This is a genomic window from Pseudohaliea sp., assembly GCF_054552115.1.
The window spans coordinates 1-15,803 of record NZ_JBTOLW010000032.1 but is presented as its reverse complement, the minus strand read 5'-3'; the positions used below and the strand labels follow the sequence as shown (position 1 = coordinate 15,803).

Genomic DNA, 15,803 nt, shown 5'->3' with positions numbered 1-15,803 from the left:
GCAGCGTCAGCGGGCTCTGCCCGTGGCGCCCGGTACCGGCGCTGCCGCCGGACCCACGGCGACGCGGTTCCTGCCCTCGCGCTTGGCCACGTAGAGCGCATCGTCCGCCTGCTTCAGGGCGCGCTCCAGGTCGCCGTCCGGGGGAAGCTCCGTGACCCCGGCGCTGACCGTCACGGTGGGCAGGCCCGCCGCGAGCGGCCCGGCCTGCACGCTGTCGCGCAGTCCTTCGGCCAGGGCCCGGGCGCCTGCCAGGGCCGTAGCCGGCAGGACCAGGGCGAACTCCTCTCCGCCCCAGCGGATCAGGATGTCGCTGCGGCGGAGGCGCCCCGACAGGTGGTTGACCAGGGCCCGGAGGACCTCGTCGCCGACGAGGTGGCCGTGCTCGTCGTTCACGGCCTTGAAGTGGTCCACGTCCAGGAGCACCAGGCACAGCCGCTCATCCCCCCGCGCGGCGCGGGCGCGCTCACGGTCGATCAGCGTATCGAAGTAGTGCCGGTTGAAGGCGCCGGTCAGCCGGTCCCGCTGGGCCGCCACCCGCAGCTGCGTCTCCAGCGCCAGCTGCCGGGAGATATCGCGGAAGGTGATCACCATGCCGTCGGCCTCGCCGGCAAGGCCCTTCAGCGGCACGGCGAAGAACTCCACCGCAACGGGCTCGCCGTCGCCAGGGTAGCCAGGGTAGCCAGGGTAGAAAGTGTCCCGCCAGCCCTTGAGCGGCACTCCCTGCGCCAGCGCGCGGCGCAGCGAGCACCCTGCCGCGCCCTCGCCGCAGCGCTCGGGGCGGTTGCCGTGGAGCAGGTCGTGGACGTCGCCCCCGATCAGCGGTTGCACATCGTCCCGGCCGAGGAGCGCAAGCGCGGACCGGTTGGCGAAGGCCAGACCCCCGGTGCGGCTCATGCCGATCACGCCTTCTTCGATGTTCGACAGCAACTGGTGATTGAAACGCTCGATCTGCTCGCGGTCGGTAATGTCTTTCTGCACCGACAGGTAATGGGTGGTGTGGCCCGCGCTATCCCGCAGCGGGCTGATGTTCCAGCGCACGAGATAGGGCTCGCCGTCCTTGCGGTAGTTGACGGCCTGCCCCTCGAAGAAATCGCCCCGCCCGATGGTCTCGCGAAGGCGGTCGAGGACCGGCCGCTCCGTGCCGGGGCCCTGGAGAATCCGCGGCGTCTGCCCCAGCAGTTCGTCCGCGCCGTAGCCCGTCTGCGCGCAGAACGCCGGGTTGACGTAGACGATTCGCGGCCCGGGTGGCGCCAGGGCGGCCTCCGTGATCATCACCGAGTTGTAGGCCTGCTCCACCGCCTGGCGGAAGGCGCTGTCTCCGGGGGGCGGCGGTAGGTTGCTGTCAGCCATTGGCTTGTGGTTCCGTCCTGTGCCGCCCGGTCGCACACCCCGGGCTTGCCGCGAGCGTCAGTTGCTCCGCGCAATGCTACCACGGTACAGCGGCTCCGGTTTGCCCCGGCGCGAGAGGGTGAGGGGGCACGCTCTCACCCGCGAGAGCCTCCGCCCTGCCTGCGCTGCATGACAGCGTCGATCGCCCTGCCTATAATTAACGAATACTCACAGCGTTAATAATAGGTAGTCATGGTGAAGGAAATTGACCGCGTTACGCTGGCGGCGGCCGGTATCACCGATACCGAGCGCCTGGTCTCTGCGGCGGCGGCCTTCCTGCGCGCTCACCCGATCTACGAGACGCCGCTGGTCACCAACGCCCTGTCACAACCTGAAGAGGCCTTCCTGCGTGGCGCTGGCGCCCGGGGTGTTGGGGGCCGGTCAGACGAAACTGCTGCCAGAAATGTGGCGGTCGTCGCCGGCGAGTTCGCCCAGATGGTCGCCACGGGCTTGAGCCAGAGAGCTGTCGCGGACTTGCTGGGCGTCAGCACCAGCCGTATCCGCCAGAAGCTTGAGGCAAGGGAACTGTACGCCGTTCGTGCATCCGGCGGTCGTGTTTGCCCGCGCTTCCAGTTCGGCCCCAAGGGCGCGCTGCCGGGCCTGGAGGCCGTCCTGCGCGCCATTCGTCCTGATGCGCACCCCGTGGCCGTGCAGCGGTTCTTCATGGATGTGCACCCGGACCTCGAGTCCGAGACCCTGGATCACGCCCTGAGTCCCCACGAGTGGCTCATGACCGGTCACCCGCCGGAGGCCGTGGCTGCCCTTGCCAGCGAGCTCTGATGGCAAAGTTTACTGAGCCGCCGGGTGTGGAGGCCCTGCGGGCCATCGCGCCTGTGCTGCAGCGCCTGCCTGCAGGGTCTACGATGACACGGTTATTCTTCGCGGGTGGTGAGTTCCCAGGCTCCTGGGACGCGTTTCGCTGCTATGGCCCGACCACCAGCCGGTTCGACCACCAGCTGCCGGACGATGAGGGGAGGGCGCACCGCCAGGAACGGGGAATCATGTACCTGGCCAGCGGCCGGGAAGCCATCCCCACCTGCCTCGCCGAGGTCTTCCAAAGCACGCGCGTGATCGACCGCCACGCCCGTGACCCCGTACTCGGCGGCTTCGAACTCGCGGCGCCGGTGACGCTGCTCGACCTGAACGGGCCCTTCGCCACGGCCATCGGCGCATCCATGGCCCTTCATGCGGGACCGCGACCGCGGGCGCGACGGTGGGCGCAACAGCTCTACGAGGCCTATCCCGCCATCGACGGACTGCTCTACTGCTCGTCGATGTACGGCAACGCACCGGCGATCGCCCTGTTTGAGCGCGCCGCCCGGGCCATCCCGGCGCGCCCGGTCTTTCACCGCGAACTGCGCGATGCGGTTATGACCAACATCCTCAATGAGACCGCCCGCGTCATCGGCTACGCTGTTGTTTGAGGCGCGCGCGGTACGAGGGGTTCTCCTGTTCGCTGCCTGCATGGCTGCATGGCTGCATGGCTGCATGGCTTCAGGCCGTCTTACAATGGTCCCCGGCCCCGGGGCAGAGCACGTGGAAGTCAGTCGCAGAGCAGGGTCTCTAACCGCGCCACGATCCGCTCACCCGCTTTCCCGTCCCACCGGGGCGGAATGCCGCCTTGTTTCCATTCACCTGCAAACAACCGGTCCAACGCCGGCTTCAAGGCCGCCGGGTCGGTACCGATCAGCTCGTTGGTCCCGATGTCCACGGTTTCCGGGCGCTCGGTGCTGTCACGAAGCGTCAGGCACGGCACGCCCATTACCGTGGTCTCCTCGGTAATACCGCCCGAATCTGTCATCACGCCTTTCGCGTGCTTCACCAGCCAGTTGAACTCCAGGTAAGGCTGCGGGTCCACCAGCTTGATGTTACCCGGCAGGCCCGGCAGTTGAGCCAGAGTGTTGCGGGTCCGCGGGTGGACGGGGAACACCACTGGCAAGCCGCGCGTACCTTCGCCGACGGCCTGCAACAGGTTTGCGAAGCCAACGCTGGCATCGACGTTGGACGGGCGATGGAGCGTGACAACGAAGTACTCACCCGGCTCCAGCCCCAACTCGCCCACGCATTCCGGTGGAACGAGCCGCGCCCTGTTGGCGAGCAGCGTGTCGATCATCGTGTTGCCTACGAAGAAGACGCGATCTTCACCGATTCCGGATTTATGGAGGTTCCGGTTGGCAAGCTCGGAGGTGGTAAAGAACCAGTTGGTGATCGCATCCGTGACCATGCGGTTAATCTCTTCGGGCATCGACCAGTCTCCGGAGCGGATGCCGGCCTCGACGTGCGCAACCGGAATGCACAGCTTCTGCGCGGCGATGGCGCAGGCCATGGTGGAGGTCACATCCCCGACGACCAGGCACAGCTTTGAGGGGTTCTTGAGCAGCAGCGCCTCGTAACGCGTCATGATTGCCGCCGTCTGCTCGGCCTGGGTGCCCGAGCCTACCCCGAGATTCACATCCGGATCCGGAATCCCCAGCTGCCGGAAAAAAGCGCCAGACAAACGAGGATCGTAATGCTGGCCGGTATGCACCAGGCGATAGCGCAGTTTCCCACCCCGTGCGCGGCGCGCATCGAAAGCACGCACGATCGGCGCAATTTTCATGAAATTAGGTCGGGCGCCGACGATGAGGTCGACTAAAGGCATTGGTTCCCCCCAGGTGGCCGTATTGAGGCTGGCTTTGCCGGCCTTCCGATCAACAAGATCTCAAAAGCTGGCGGTGATCTCCCAATCGGTTGCTCACGCGGGACCTACCTGGGGAATCGGGTTCATCGTAGCTTACCGGGGAACGCTGCGTGGATCTTCAGGAAGAAATACGCCTCTTCCCTGGAGCCATGGGCCTCTTGGTGCGAGGTGGTCACCATTTGGTCACCAAGCCAAAACTTCAACGCTTGATGAAAGCAGGGGGTCTGCTAAGCTGATGAAAATAAAGGGGAAAAATGGTAGCTACGGCTGGACTTGAACCAGCGACCAGCATTATGAATGCGTGAAGATCGCTCTACGACAGATGCCTATAAAGAGTCCAAAACGACCAGAACCTACACGCGCTCACAAATAAAAATAGGATAAATCAAATAGTTAAATGTGTTTTTAGGTTATGAGATTTTGGACAATCCTGCCGTCACAGGCTGACCGCTCCGAGCGAGGTGGACGCAAAATGTCCATCCCGTGGTCACGATAATTTGGGCCAAGATACGCGTATCCAATCCCCTGGTGCCACAGTTAGCTATGCCCCTAGGATAGCCTCTGGCATATCCCATGCGTCCACCAAGAAGCGCACGAGGGGATGCACTGCTTCCGACGCGTGCGGTTTGTCGTACGCATCCTTATCCTCCATGAGCCTGAGCGACCGAAGATCGCTGTTGCATCTGTGCCCGTCTCGGCGGTTACGTTTCGGTCAGCCCGACTAACGCGCTCCGGAGCCTATCTTCGCGAAGGGCGTCCCTATGCCGCCTCTCAGGCCAGTATCGACCTCGCCGCCTACCTGAGGTGCGGGCATCGCTGTTACACATTGACGTCGAGAAGCCGAGATGTACGCTTTCAGCTCGGTTACAGAGGGGGGAAGCGCGGATGCCAGAGAAGCCTACAGAAGACGTGGATCGCCTAGAGTTGCAAATCGCGCCTGATGACAAAGCGATGCTGGTGCGGGCGGCGGAGCTGTGCCGCGTTAGCCTCAGCGAGTTCATCGTCCGAGTCGCCTTGACTGAGGCCAGCAGCGTCATTGAGAGCGGGGAGCGGTTGAACCTATCCGCGCGGGGTAGCCTGCACATGATGGGCCTTTTGGAGAACCCGCCCGAGCCCAATGAAAGACTGATGCGGGCCGCTTTTGACCTTCCGAAAGCGAGATGACGTTGCTGAAATAGCGTGCAGAGTTGATCTGTGGGGCAACAAGATCGTTTAGCCCGGTGCGCCGGCGACGAAGGTATTAACGGAATTCAGAGAAAACTGGCAAGGGAGACTGTGAAGCGGCCGTCCGCGAACGACCGCTTCTAGCGTCAGACCTCGGTCTCCTCGGCTAGCTCAAGTGCGTCGTCTACCTCGACGCCCAGATACCGCACCGTGTTCTCCAGCTTCGTGTGCCCGAGTAGCAACTGCACGGCGCGCAGGCTTTTTGTCCTCTTGTAGATCAGCGACGCCTTCGTGCGTCGCAAGGAGAGGGTACCGTAATCGCTTGCGTCTAGGCCGACCAGATCTATCCAGCTATGAACGATCCTGGCGTACTGCCTGGTCGACATGTGAGGAGAGCCGCGGACCCTGCTAGCGAACAGTAAGTCCAGGGGCCGCAGGTTCGCTTTATCGATCCAACTGGCGACGGCCTCGCGTGTGTCCGCGGTGATCTCAAATTGGACCCTCTGATGCGTCTTCTGCTGCATGACGGTTGCTCTGCGCATGACAGTGCTGCCGTGCGTCACATCCGTGACTCTCAGCTTTACCAAATCGCAGGCTCGGAGCTTGCTGTCGATCGCCAGATTGAACATCGCCAGTCCGCGTACATCCCCAGCCATCTGCAGCCTGACCCGGATCGTCCAGATTTCGTTGAGCTCAACGGGTCTTTTCTGGCCACTTAGCTTGCCCTTGTTCCAGGGCGGGGCGGCCGCGGTGTCGTCAACGAGATAGAACATCCTTCGATTCCTCATGTGGGTGGAAGGAATCCTATTGTGGTACCTGAGAGAGCGGACGTTCGCGACTGGCTGCTGTTGGGGCTGGAGTCGACCCTAAGCAGTCATTGTCACTGCTCGTTTTCCTCTCTAAAGTAATCTGGATTGAGAGAAAACCGCATTGAGCGACAATGTTTGATATTACCGAGGATGATCTATCCAGTGAACAGTCGCGCAATTTGATTGCCCTACATCTCGCCGGCATGAGCGAAGACGTTCCGGACGATGCCAAATTCCTGGACTTGTCGGATCTGCTGCAGCCGGAGGTCACTGTTTGGAGCGCGTGGCACAATTCCAAGATCGCCAGCATCGGTGCATTGAAAATGCTTGCTGACGGGACCGCTGAGATCAAGTCAATGCGAACGCACCCTGATTTCGTGGGGCATGGTGCCGCCAGCATCATCCTGAAAACTATCATCGCCGCCGCTTCGTCGCGTGGCATCCATCGCATCAGTCTTGAAACGGGTAGTGGAGCTTCGTTTGGAGCGGCATATGCGCTCTATGAGAAGCATGGCTTCAAGAAGGGGGAAGCATACTCCACTCACAAGCAGACGGAGTTTAACCACTTCCTTCATCTTGACCTAGGCTGAGAATACATTCTGCATTGTCGCGAAGTCTGCAATTGGCCAATAGCGGACGCCATGGTTCAGACGGCGCCAGCGGCCGCTTTCGACCCACAACAGACGACAACCGGAAGGTAAGAAACTCATAGAATTCGGGCCGTCGCGTTGCATAATACTATTAACGCACCCGTTCAGACCCAACTATGAACGCGTTACTGGGTCAGACCTCCAAAATGGATTTAACACGAGCTTGGTTTTGACCCCGAAACGATCACAAAATCAGTGGCACTCTGAGAGAGGCACCCCTAAACATCGCCACGTTTTCGACTGTGACAATCAGAGTATCGAGGTCGTTGCAGTCTGGAAAGCGATGATTCTCTTACTTATTTGGTACCTCAGCTTTCTCGGGCTGTGTTATTGGAGCTCGAAAATAGACATGCCGGTTCTGTTTCTCCTCGCGTTCTTCCTGGTGCCTCTGATTTTCCCAATACAACTGGCGAGGCGGATACCGGGTCTCTGGCGAGAAGCCAGTGTGAATTTTGAGGAGGAAGCCGCAGAACTCTTGTTTGACGGTGAGGCGTTCCCATTGAGTCATTTGAAGTGGTACCGGTTAGACGTCAACGGCCATCTTGCACATCAGCTAGTGCTTGGCTTCAGGGATGAAAAGCGCCTGCATATCTCAACTTGGGCGGATGACAGTGACTCAAACAAAAAACTTCACGAGTTGTATGCGCGGATTAAGAAAGCATCCGAGGGTGACCGCCTTGAGGCAACCAGCTACTACGCCGGATCGAGCTGGCAAGTTTTAAAGTGGATACTTCTTGGCACCTTGCCCATTGCATGGTCGCTACCACTCATAGTCTCTAATACAGGCCCACAATTGATATCCGCACTGGGAGTATGGAGCGGTGTGGTGCTGTCTTTCGTTGTGGTGGTTCAGTCAGCACACCGAGGGCGCAAAACCTCGAAATAAAATGCTGAGCCACCGCTTTCGCCGAGGCGACTGTATGGCACAGCCGCCAAGGCTGCTGTTTGCAGGTGCGTCAGGCCAATTGCCAGGCACCCAAAAGTTGAACTACCTGTTCTCGACGGAGTGATCGTCGGCTCATGACCGCTGCTGGCCAATAGCGGACGCCATGGTTCAGACCGCGCCAGCGGCCGCTTTCGACCCACTACGGGCGGGTTGGCGAGCTTGTCGCAGCAGCTGCGACCGGTCTTCCGAACCGATGTGGAGACCTGTCCGAAGTGCGGCGGCTCGTTTAGGAATACTGCCAGCATTGTAGACGAGGAGGTGACCGGTGACTGGCATTCCCGTGACCTCCACATGGCCCTCACTGCCGTGCCCTTACCGGCTACCCAATCCCGCTATCTTCCGGAGCATCGTCATGAGGCGATCGTTCTCCTGACGCGAGAGGCCTGCAAGCATTCGCGCGTTGCATGCCTTGGCTTCTGCCACCGCAGGATGCTCTAGCGCCTTGCCCTCTTTCGTGAGAAAGACCGTGGTAGCACGGCGGTTGGTGGGATGGGGGCGACGCTCAACGAGACCGCGCTTTTCCAGTTCATCGAGCACACGCGTCGTTGTGTAATGAGCTGTTTGGCACTTTTCGGTGAGAACGGACTGAGTCACACCATCTTCCTCCCACAGCGCAAAGAGAGTCGGCCAGAGGCCGATGCGCAGGCCCAGTGCCTGAAGCCGTTGATCGAATTCATCGCTCAGCTGCCTGGACAGGACGGCGATGAGCCACCCGAAAGAATCTTCACGCTTCAGCTCTGCCATACGTCCCCCGGCTCCAGATTTGGAAGTCAAGCTGGCCAAGCGCGGACACTAGCAAGAGAACCAGCACAAGGCTAACCGCCAGTAGAAAGAACGCTCGAACGACCCCCTGGAAGCACAAGCCAGCCGGTGCCTTTGCCTGTCGCCCGTGGAGCATCGCCATGATGACGCGATCCCCTTTCAGCTCATGGGTGATGGCAGCGAGGACATGCGCACCGGTCGCAGCAAGAAGAATCCCGATCAGCCGCGCGTGCCAGTCCGATGCCCGGTCGGCGAAAGCAACGGTCGTGCTCATGTTGATCAGCTCTGATGCGAAGAATCCGGTGCCGATCTGCAGTACCAGCAATGCGAGCATCAAGAGAACCATGATCGCGGCCAGCGGGTTATGACCATAGCCCCGGTATTCACCGGTACGCAGGTAATGACGAAGCGTCGAGACGCGGGGCAGAAAGTGCGAGAAGCGCGCGGTATCACTGCCGGCAAAGCCCCACAGCACTCGCCAAAGCGCCAGCACAGCGATGGCGACGCCCGCGGCATGGTGCACGAGGCCCTGCCCATCCCCCGCGAACCCTGAAACGCATAGCAGCACGAACAGCAGTGCCTGTAGCCAGTGATAGCTGCGCAGAAAACGATCCCAAACCCGGTTCATGGCCTGTCCTCCTCCTGGGCCTTGACATTTGCAAATGCAACCTTATCATATGCACATGTATCAATTGCAAGCTTCAGGCTCGCAACCGCAGAAAGGAGGACCCCATGCTTTCACGGTACATCTCGATTCTCGGCCTGTTCGTCATACTGCCGATGGCAGCGCAAGCAAACGGCCCGGAGTTCGTTGAGCAGCGTCAACGCGCCTTTGAAGAGATTGAGGACGGCACGGATGGACTGCCGCGACTTGCGCGGCAAAAGCGCTGGGATGAGCTTGCCGAGGTCGCCGCATATCTCGAGACGACCACCCGCGAGTTGCTGGTGCAATTCCCAGGACACACCGAGGGCATGGGAAAGAGCAAGCCCCGCGTATGGCGGGACTGGACCGGTTTCAGTGCCCGCTTGGAGGACCTCGCAGACGCGTACGGGGAAATCGATGAAGTCGCGCGTGAAGAACGCCAACTAGCGCAGGGTGCGCTCGAGCGAGCCGAAAAGAGCTGTCGCTCCTGCCACAGACGCTACAAGAAGCGCTGGTAGGCGCAGACATTCCATGCCCAATGATGGAGGCAAGACCGATGAAAACACTGATACACCGGACCGCCGCAGGTCTTGCGGCACTGATGATCATCGCCTTCCTGGCGTCAACCCTGATCTCTGAGCTGTTCCTGTCGCTTCACGCAGTCGCTGCCGTCAAGCAGACGATTCTCTTCGCGCTCATCGGCTTCATACCGCTGCTGATGGTCACGGCCGGGACAGGCTTTGCCCTTGGGAAAGGGCGCTCGGGAGCTCTGGTGAAAGCGAAACGCAGGCGCATGCCCCTGATCGCGCTCAACGGCATGCTCGTTCTGGTGCCACTCGCCTTCTACCTGAACTATAAGGCACAGGCGTCGGCCTTCGATAGCTGGTTCTACTTTGCGCAGATTCTTGAGCTCATCGCCGGAGCAGGGAACCTGACACTTATCTTTTTGAACATGCGCGACGGTATGCGGATGAAGCGCCCTCGGCTGAAGATGACAACATGAGGCGTCTGCGCAGAGATGACGGCTTCTGCGCTGCAGGTCGCGTACTCTCAGCCGCCGCCATCAGCGCCTTGCTGGCGGCATGCCGCTCCGTGCCACCAGCGGACCCCGTCGCGGCGCGGCCCATTGCTTGGGCCGAAGTGCAGGCGGCGGGCGCCGATCGCGGCCCTGTTCTGCCTGGCGTCGTGGATAGCGTCAGGCAGGCGCCCTTGAGCTTTGATGTCCCCGGCCGGATCGCATCGATAGAGCGTGAAACAGGCGCACCCTTTGAGGAAGGGGCACTGCTCGCTCGGCTGGAAGATCGGACTTTCGCGCTTGACCTGAGGGCCCGAGAAAGCGAACTGGCCGAGGCAAGGGCGGTCCAGCAGTCCGCCCGACAGAGCTTCGAACGCCAGAGCGCGTTGCGCGGCAGGGATCTGGGGTCTGTTGCCGATCTCGATGCCGCAGAAGCGGAGCTTAAAGTCGCCAGGGCCAGGGTCGCTGTCGCCGAGGCCCACCTTGCCATCGCGCGGGAACGCCTCCTTGACACGGAGCTGCGTGCGCCCTATCGAGGCGTGGTCGCGAGGCGCCTCGCGGAGCCGGAGCAGCGGGTAGTGGCTGGAGAAGTCATCCTGGAAGTCCTGGGACAAGTTGACGCATTGGAAGTAAACGTCGATGTGCCGGAGACAATGATCGAACAACTTCGCGGTGGCAGCAGGCACGTCGTTACCTTTCCGGCCTGCGGTGACGACGAGGCGGTGGCGTCCATCAAGGAAATCGGCCCCGATGCGTCGACGACGGGTACCTTCCCCGTAGCGCTACTGATCGATACACCTCCCTGTCCGCTGCGGCCCGGCATGACCGCCGAAGTGTCGCTCGGAACGCAAGAACGCCCGGAAGCTCAACATGCGGAGGCGGCCTCCGTGTCCATACCGATCACGGCTTTCGTCTCCGGTGAAGGCGATGCCTTACATGCCTATGTCTTCAGGCCCCACTCGAATGCTAGTACCGGAGGTATCCTCGAGCGTCGAACGCTTGAACTCGAAAGGATCAGCGCTGATCGCGCATACGTTACCGCGGGGCTGGTAGCCGGCGAAATCGTGGTGGCCCGGGGCGCCGCTTTTGTCAAGGACGGCCAACGCGTGCGGCTCCTGGGGCGCGGTGCGTCGATCTATCAATAGAGGATTGGCCGCCTTGACGCTTTCCGAGCTTGCCTTTCGCCATCGGCCGCTGGTTGCTTTCGTGCTGTTGGCTCTGATGGCCTTCGGGGTGCGCAGCTACTTCTCGCTGCCAGCCCGCGAGGATCCAGCGATCACCATCCGCGACGCCGTGATAACGACCGAGTATCCGGGCATGTCACCCGAGCGCGTCGAGCGCCTCATAACGCGGCCCATTGAAGAGGCGGTGCGCCGATTGCCCGAGGTGGAGGAAATCCGCTCTGTTTCCATGCCCGGCAGATCGATCATCCATGCGGAAATCTACCCCAACATCTTTGCGCTGGACCAGCTATGGGATGAGCTGCGTGACCGGGTCGCTGAGGCCGCGACGGTTTTGCCGCCCGGGACCCTGGCATCCAAGGTGAACACCGACTTCGGCGATGTGGCCGTGGCGACCGTGGCGCTTTTGAGCGGTGATCATACTTGGCAGGATCGTATAGACATCGCCGACTTTGTGAGCGACCAGCTCTACGCCGTCGAGGGCACCCGGCGCGTAGAAGTCCTCGGCCTGCAGCCAGAGCAGATCTTTATTGAGGCGCGCAACAGCCGCCTCACCGAGCTGGGGATGACCCCCACAGAACTGGCCGCCCTGCTAAAGGAACAGAACACCTTTCAACCCGGCGGTATCGTCGATGTGGGTGACCGGGCTTTCCTGGTCGAGCCCACGGGCTCCTTCCCCGATGAGCAGGCGGTACGCGATGCGCTGGTGACCTTGCCGGGCGGCCGGGGGGTTGCTGCCCTCGGCGACCTTGCAATCATCACTCGTGGTCCCGCAGACCCACCGCAACGCCCCGCGTACTACAACGGCGAACCGGCAATTGTTTTCGCTGTCTCGATGCACCCCGAACTCAGTGTACTCGACTATGGCCAGCTGATAGCCGCAGAGCTTCGAGCGTTGGAGACGACGCTCCCGGCGGGTTTTTCTCTGGAGTTCATCACCCTGCAGTCGGAACAAGTTGCTCAAGCCATCTATGGGGTTTCTGCGAACGTCCTGCAGACTCTGGTAATTGTACTCGTTGTGGTGATTTTCTTTCTCGGGCTGCGCACCGGACTGATTGTCGGCTCCATCGTGCCCTGCGCTATGTTGATCACGCTCTCACTACTGGGGCCCGCCGATGTCTCGCTGCAGCGCATGAGTCTAGCGACTCTGGTTATTGCGCTCGGCCTGCTAGTGGATAACGGCATCGTCGTAGCCGAGGATTTCAGGAGACGTATGCAGGAAGGCGCCTCCAGAGACCAGGCGCTTGGGGCCTGCGGGCGGGAACTCGCCGTGCCGCTTCTTATGGCCACTCTCACCACGATACTCATGTTTCTCCCGCTGATGCTCGCGCAGCACACGGCCGGTGAATACACCCGGTCAATCTCGATAGTGATCCTTCTGTCGCTGCTGGTGTCCTGGCTACTGGCGATGACCGTAACACCGTCGTTGTGCCATCGCTTCGTGCAAGTGACGGCAGACGACGACTCGCTTCCAATCGCCAGGCCGAGGCTACCCGAGCGAACCTTTCGGCGGCTGACCGACAGCTACGTCCGCCTGCTACGGTGCTTACTGCGGCACCGAGCGAAGCTCTTACTACTCATGCTCTTGCTCATGGTGCTAGCCCTTGTCGGGATGAGCCAGGTGCCGAAACAGTTTTTCCCCAACAGCAACCGGGCACAGCTGCTGGTCTACATCGATGCTCCCGCCGGTGTCACCGCCCGCACCATGGACCAATCGATGCAACGCGTTCTCAGAGCCCTCGAGGGGCCCGGGGCCATCCCGCATGTCGAAAGCCACATCGCCTACATCGGTAACGGGGGACCGCGTTTCGTACTGTCACTGACCCCCATTGACCCCGCTCCGAACAAGGCATTCATGCTCGTCAACGTCTCCCGGCTCAACAGGGTTGGTGAAGTGCGTAGCGAGTTGCAGGCGCTCTTTCGCGAGGTCGCCCCCGAGCTTTCCGCTCGGGTCACCCGGATGTTCCTCGGGCCCAGTGACTCGACGAAGATCGAGGTTCAGTTGAAAGGCCCCGACAAGGCCACGCTGTTTGCCTTTGGCAAACGCATTAAGGGTGCTTTCAACAGCATACCGGGCGCCATTGATGTGTACTCCGACTGGGAAAACCGCGTGCCGATGGTCGTTGTCGACGTCGATCAGCAGCGTGCGCGGCGCGCGGGGGTTTCATCGCTCGCCGTGAGCCGCGCCCTTGCACGGGCATTCGATGGAGAAACGCTGAGTGTGCTCCGCGAGGGGGACGATCAAGTCCCGATTGTTCTTCGGAACCAAAGCGATGAAAGACGTAGCCTGACTGCCATTCTCGCTACGGCGGTAGCACATAGCGCCGAGACAGATCCGGTGCCCGTCAGTCAGGTCGCGAATACGCGCCTCGTCAACGCCTACGGCCGCATCGCCAGAGAAAATCTCCTGCCGACACTGACGGTAGAGGCGCGCAACGATTTCATGACCGCGGAGGACATGGTCCCGCTTCTTCTGCCCTCCCTGGCAAAAATGGTTGAGGCTCTGCCGCCCGGCCACACCATCGAGTTCGATGGCGTCGTCGTTGACTCCGCCGAGGCCCAGCGTGCGCTCACTGCCTACCTGCCACTGTGCTTGCTGGCGATGGTCGCGCTGCTCGTCGGTCAGTTCAATTCCTACAGACGGCCCGCACTGGTGTTCGCAACAATACCATTGCTTTTGATAGGAGCTTCGGCCGGGCTACACCTTGCAAGCGCCAAGTTCGGGTTCATGGTTATCCTGGGTCTGTATGCGCTCGCCGGCATCATCGTGAACAACGCTATCGTTCTCATCGACCGTATTGACACGGAGCGTGCGAATGGCCTCGCGGTACCTGATGCAATCGTAGCAGCGGCAGCGAGGCGGCTGCGGCCCATCATCATGACAACAGTGACCACCATACTTGGCCTGGCGCCACTCATTCTGACAAAAGACCCTCTCTTCTACGGTATGGCAAGCGCAATCGCCGGCGGCCTTCTGGTCGGCACAATCCTCACACTCGGTGTCGTGCCCGTGCTCTACAGTCTGCTATGCGCCCAGTTGGCACCGCCTCGGCCTGCCTGAGTTAAGGAGGGGCGCCGAACTTCTGTTACTCAGGTTTAGAACAATCAATTCTTCATGAATTAGGAACTCCAATAATGGACCGTATCTTAGCTTCCTAGTTCATGAAGCGTATTTCCTCCACCTTTGGATCGACGCTTAATAGTATTTATGGAGAAAATTGATAGATGAGCAGCTTGTTCTCTAGCTACACACCCATAAACCTCGATATCGAATCGGGAATTGGTTGTACTGTCTACGACAAATCAGGTACTAAATTTCTAGATTTAGAGTCAGGATTGTGGAGCACTTCCCTTGGCCATAACAACCCGAAAGTAAATGATGCAATCACGCAACAGCTTGGGAAAATCACACACGTAAATACAAGGATGCCGAGCCATGTTGCGGAGCAAGCGGCACAAAACCTCGCTGCCGCCTCGGGAATGCTCGATGCAAAATGTACATTCCTATGCTCGGGCAGTGAAGCGATGGAGCTTGCGGTAGCAATTGCTCGATACCTCCTAGGCGAAAAAAAGCTTTTGACGTTTTCGAATTCTTACCTTTCAGCGTTCGGTCATGCTGGGGAAAAGAATCGTTCAGATTTTCTGCTTTTCGATTGGGAGAAATCAGGTTTTGATAACCCCGATTCCGCACTTGAAACGATTGATTTTGACAAGGTGGGAGGCTTCATTTTCGAGCCAGGCGGAAGTGGTACAGGTTTTGTCAGATTCCCCCCTTCGGAATTGGTCAAAAAGATTTCGCAAAGAATTCGAGAAAACCATGGGATGATCATTTGCAATGAGGTCACCACTGGCATTGGCAGAACCGGCAAATTTTTCGGTTTCCAGCATTATGATATCGAACCGGACTTGATTTCCATGGGAAAAGGTCTCGGGAATGGATATCCGGTAAGTGCCGTTGTTTTGAAAAGAGAAGTTGCGCGAAAACTAGAAGAGGAGGACTACACTTACATACAGTCCCACCAAAATGACCCGCTTGGCTGCTGTGTTGTGAATGCCGTGCTCTCAACTTTGTCCGAAGACCGGCTCGTGCAGCGAAGTCAAGAAATTGGTGCCTATTTCCTGGGCGGACTCAGAAACTTGGTCAATCGCTATGGATTTGTAAACTCAGCGCGTGGCAGAGGCCTACTGCTAGCGTTAGAGTTCGCTCCCAACGAACAGATGACTGCAAGCTTAATGCAGAAAACCCTTCAAAAGCGGGGATATCTAGTTGGCTGCTATCCAGCGGCTAATATCCTGAGATTTGATCCTGCGCTCACTATCACTACTAAAGAGGTCGACAGCTTTCTCAACTGCCTAGATACTGTTTTTAAAGAAGCTATCCTTTAAAAACTCTGGCCTCAGTGAGATTTTACTGGCTACCTATAAAAAAGGTTCATCGTAGATTACCGGGGAACGCCGCGCGGATCTTCAGGAAGAAATACGCCTCGTCCCGGTAGCCATAGGCCATCCGCTTGATGACCTTTATTCGGTTGTTGATCCCCTCCAAAACGCTGGTATGTAGTGG

Annotated in this window: 16 protein-coding genes; 10 read left to right on the top strand and 6 right to left on the bottom strand. The window is 59.8% G+C overall.

Going from position 1 to position 15,803, the window contains the following annotated elements; genetic code table 11:
- Nucleotides 1–6: 6 nt before the first annotated feature.
- Entirely contained in the window at nt 7–1,350 is a 1,344-nt protein-coding gene (locus tag ACX93N_RS13785) for a sensor domain-containing diguanylate cyclase (RefSeq protein ID WP_459429014.1), read from the bottom strand.
- Nucleotides 1,351–1,581: 231 nt separating this feature from the next.
- On the opposite strand from ACX93N_RS13785, the gene ACX93N_RS13780 reads away from it, so the two are divergent.
- On the top strand, nt 1,582–2,169 hold the full coding sequence (locus ACX93N_RS13780) for a hypothetical protein (protein ID WP_459429013.1): 588 nt from the start codon (nt 1,582–1,584) through the stop codon (nt 2,167–2,169).
- The gene (locus ACX93N_RS13775; RefSeq protein ID WP_459429012.1) at nt 2,169–2,813 is read left to right on the top strand and encodes an RES family NAD+ phosphorylase; all 645 of its coding nucleotides are present in this window, start codon (nt 2,169–2,171) and stop codon (nt 2,811–2,813) included. The genes ACX93N_RS13780 and ACX93N_RS13775 overlap by 1 nt, the downstream gene beginning before the upstream one ends.
- A 119-nt stretch (nt 2,814–2,932) precedes the next feature.
- Here the strand turns inward: ACX93N_RS13775 and wecB are convergent, their stop codons facing one another.
- Nucleotides 2,933–4,030: a non-hydrolyzing UDP-N-acetylglucosamine 2-epimerase gene (gene wecB / locus ACX93N_RS13770; protein WP_459429011.1), complete on the bottom strand. Its 1,098-nt coding sequence runs from the start codon at nt 4,028–4,030 to the stop codon at nt 2,933–2,935.
- 924 nt (nt 4,031–4,954) lie between these two features.
- Between wecB and ACX93N_RS13765 the strand changes: the two genes are divergently transcribed.
- A complete protein-coding gene (locus ACX93N_RS13765) occupies nt 4,955–5,233 on the top strand; it encodes a type II toxin-antitoxin system TacA family antitoxin (RefSeq protein ID WP_459429010.1) in 279 nt (92 codons plus the stop codon).
- A 146-nt stretch (nt 5,234–5,379) separates the two neighbouring features.
- On the opposite strand, the gene ACX93N_RS13760 is transcribed toward ACX93N_RS13765, so the two are convergent.
- Entirely contained in the window at nt 5,380–6,006 is a 627-nt protein-coding gene (locus ACX93N_RS13760) for a tyrosine-type recombinase/integrase (protein ID WP_459429009.1), read from the bottom strand.
- 167 nt (nt 6,007–6,173) lie between these two features.
- Here ACX93N_RS13760 and ACX93N_RS13755 point away from each other — a divergent pair, with 167 nt between their 5' ends.
- Both ACX93N_RS13755 and ACX93N_RS13750 read left to right on the top strand, forming a co-directional pair.
- Nucleotides 6,174–6,632 (top strand): GNAT family N-acetyltransferase, encoded by a 459-nt coding sequence (locus ACX93N_RS13755; protein ID WP_459429008.1) that lies wholly within the window; start codon nt 6,174–6,176, stop codon nt 6,630–6,632.
- 343 nt (nt 6,633–6,975) lie between these two features.
- The gene (locus tag ACX93N_RS13750; protein ID WP_459429007.1) at nt 6,976–7,578 is read left to right on the top strand and encodes a hypothetical protein; all 603 of its coding nucleotides are present in this window, start codon (nt 6,976–6,978) and stop codon (nt 7,576–7,578) included.
- A gap of 372 nt (nt 7,579–7,950) precedes the next feature.
- Here ACX93N_RS13750 and ACX93N_RS13745 read toward each other — a convergent pair whose 3' ends face one another.
- The gene (locus tag ACX93N_RS13745; RefSeq protein WP_459429006.1) at nt 7,951–8,382 is read right to left on the bottom strand and encodes a MarR family winged helix-turn-helix transcriptional regulator; all 432 of its coding nucleotides are present in this window, start codon (nt 8,380–8,382) and stop codon (nt 7,951–7,953) included.
- A complete protein-coding gene (locus ACX93N_RS13740) occupies nt 8,363–9,028 on the bottom strand; it encodes a cytochrome b/b6 domain-containing protein (RefSeq protein WP_459429005.1) in 666 nt (221 codons plus the stop codon). Before ACX93N_RS13740 ends, ACX93N_RS13745 begins: the two co-directional genes overlap by 20 nt.
- A gap of 104 nt (nt 9,029–9,132) precedes the next feature.
- Here ACX93N_RS13740 and ACX93N_RS13735 point away from each other — a divergent pair, with 104 nt between their 5' ends.
- The 5 genes from ACX93N_RS13735 (at nt 9,133) to ACX93N_RS13715 (ending at nt 15,625) form a co-directional block, all read left to right on the top strand.
- The gene (locus ACX93N_RS13735) at nt 9,133–9,561 is read left to right on the top strand and encodes a cytochrome c (protein WP_459429004.1); all 429 of its coding nucleotides are present in this window, start codon (nt 9,133–9,135) and stop codon (nt 9,559–9,561) included.
- Between the two features lie 38 nt (nt 9,562–9,599).
- Nucleotides 9,600–10,046, top strand: coding sequence for a hypothetical protein (locus tag ACX93N_RS13730; RefSeq protein WP_459429003.1), 447 nt, complete (start codon nt 9,600–9,602; stop codon nt 10,044–10,046).
- Nucleotides 10,043–11,203, top strand: coding sequence for an efflux RND transporter periplasmic adaptor subunit (locus tag ACX93N_RS13725; RefSeq protein ID WP_459429002.1), 1,161 nt, complete (start codon nt 10,043–10,045; stop codon nt 11,201–11,203). The genes ACX93N_RS13730 and ACX93N_RS13725 overlap by 4 nt, the downstream gene beginning before the upstream one ends.
- Before the next feature lie 13 nt (nt 11,204–11,216).
- Nucleotides 11,217–14,300 carry an efflux RND transporter permease subunit gene (locus ACX93N_RS13720; RefSeq protein WP_459429001.1) on the top strand — a complete coding sequence of 1,028 codons (3,084 nt, stop codon included), beginning with the start codon at nt 11,217–11,219 and terminating at the stop codon, nt 14,298–14,300.
- A gap of 164 nt (nt 14,301–14,464) precedes the next feature.
- Nucleotides 14,465–15,625 (top strand): aspartate aminotransferase family protein, encoded by a 1,161-nt coding sequence (locus tag ACX93N_RS13715; RefSeq protein ID WP_459429000.1) that lies wholly within the window; start codon nt 14,465–14,467, stop codon nt 15,623–15,625.
- A 46-nt stretch (nt 15,626–15,671) separates the two neighbouring features.
- On the opposite strand, the gene ACX93N_RS13710 is transcribed toward ACX93N_RS13715, so the two are convergent.
- Nucleotides 15,672–15,803: transposase (locus ACX93N_RS13710; RefSeq protein ID WP_459429035.1), on the bottom strand; the 132-nt coding region annotated here is incomplete at its 5' end.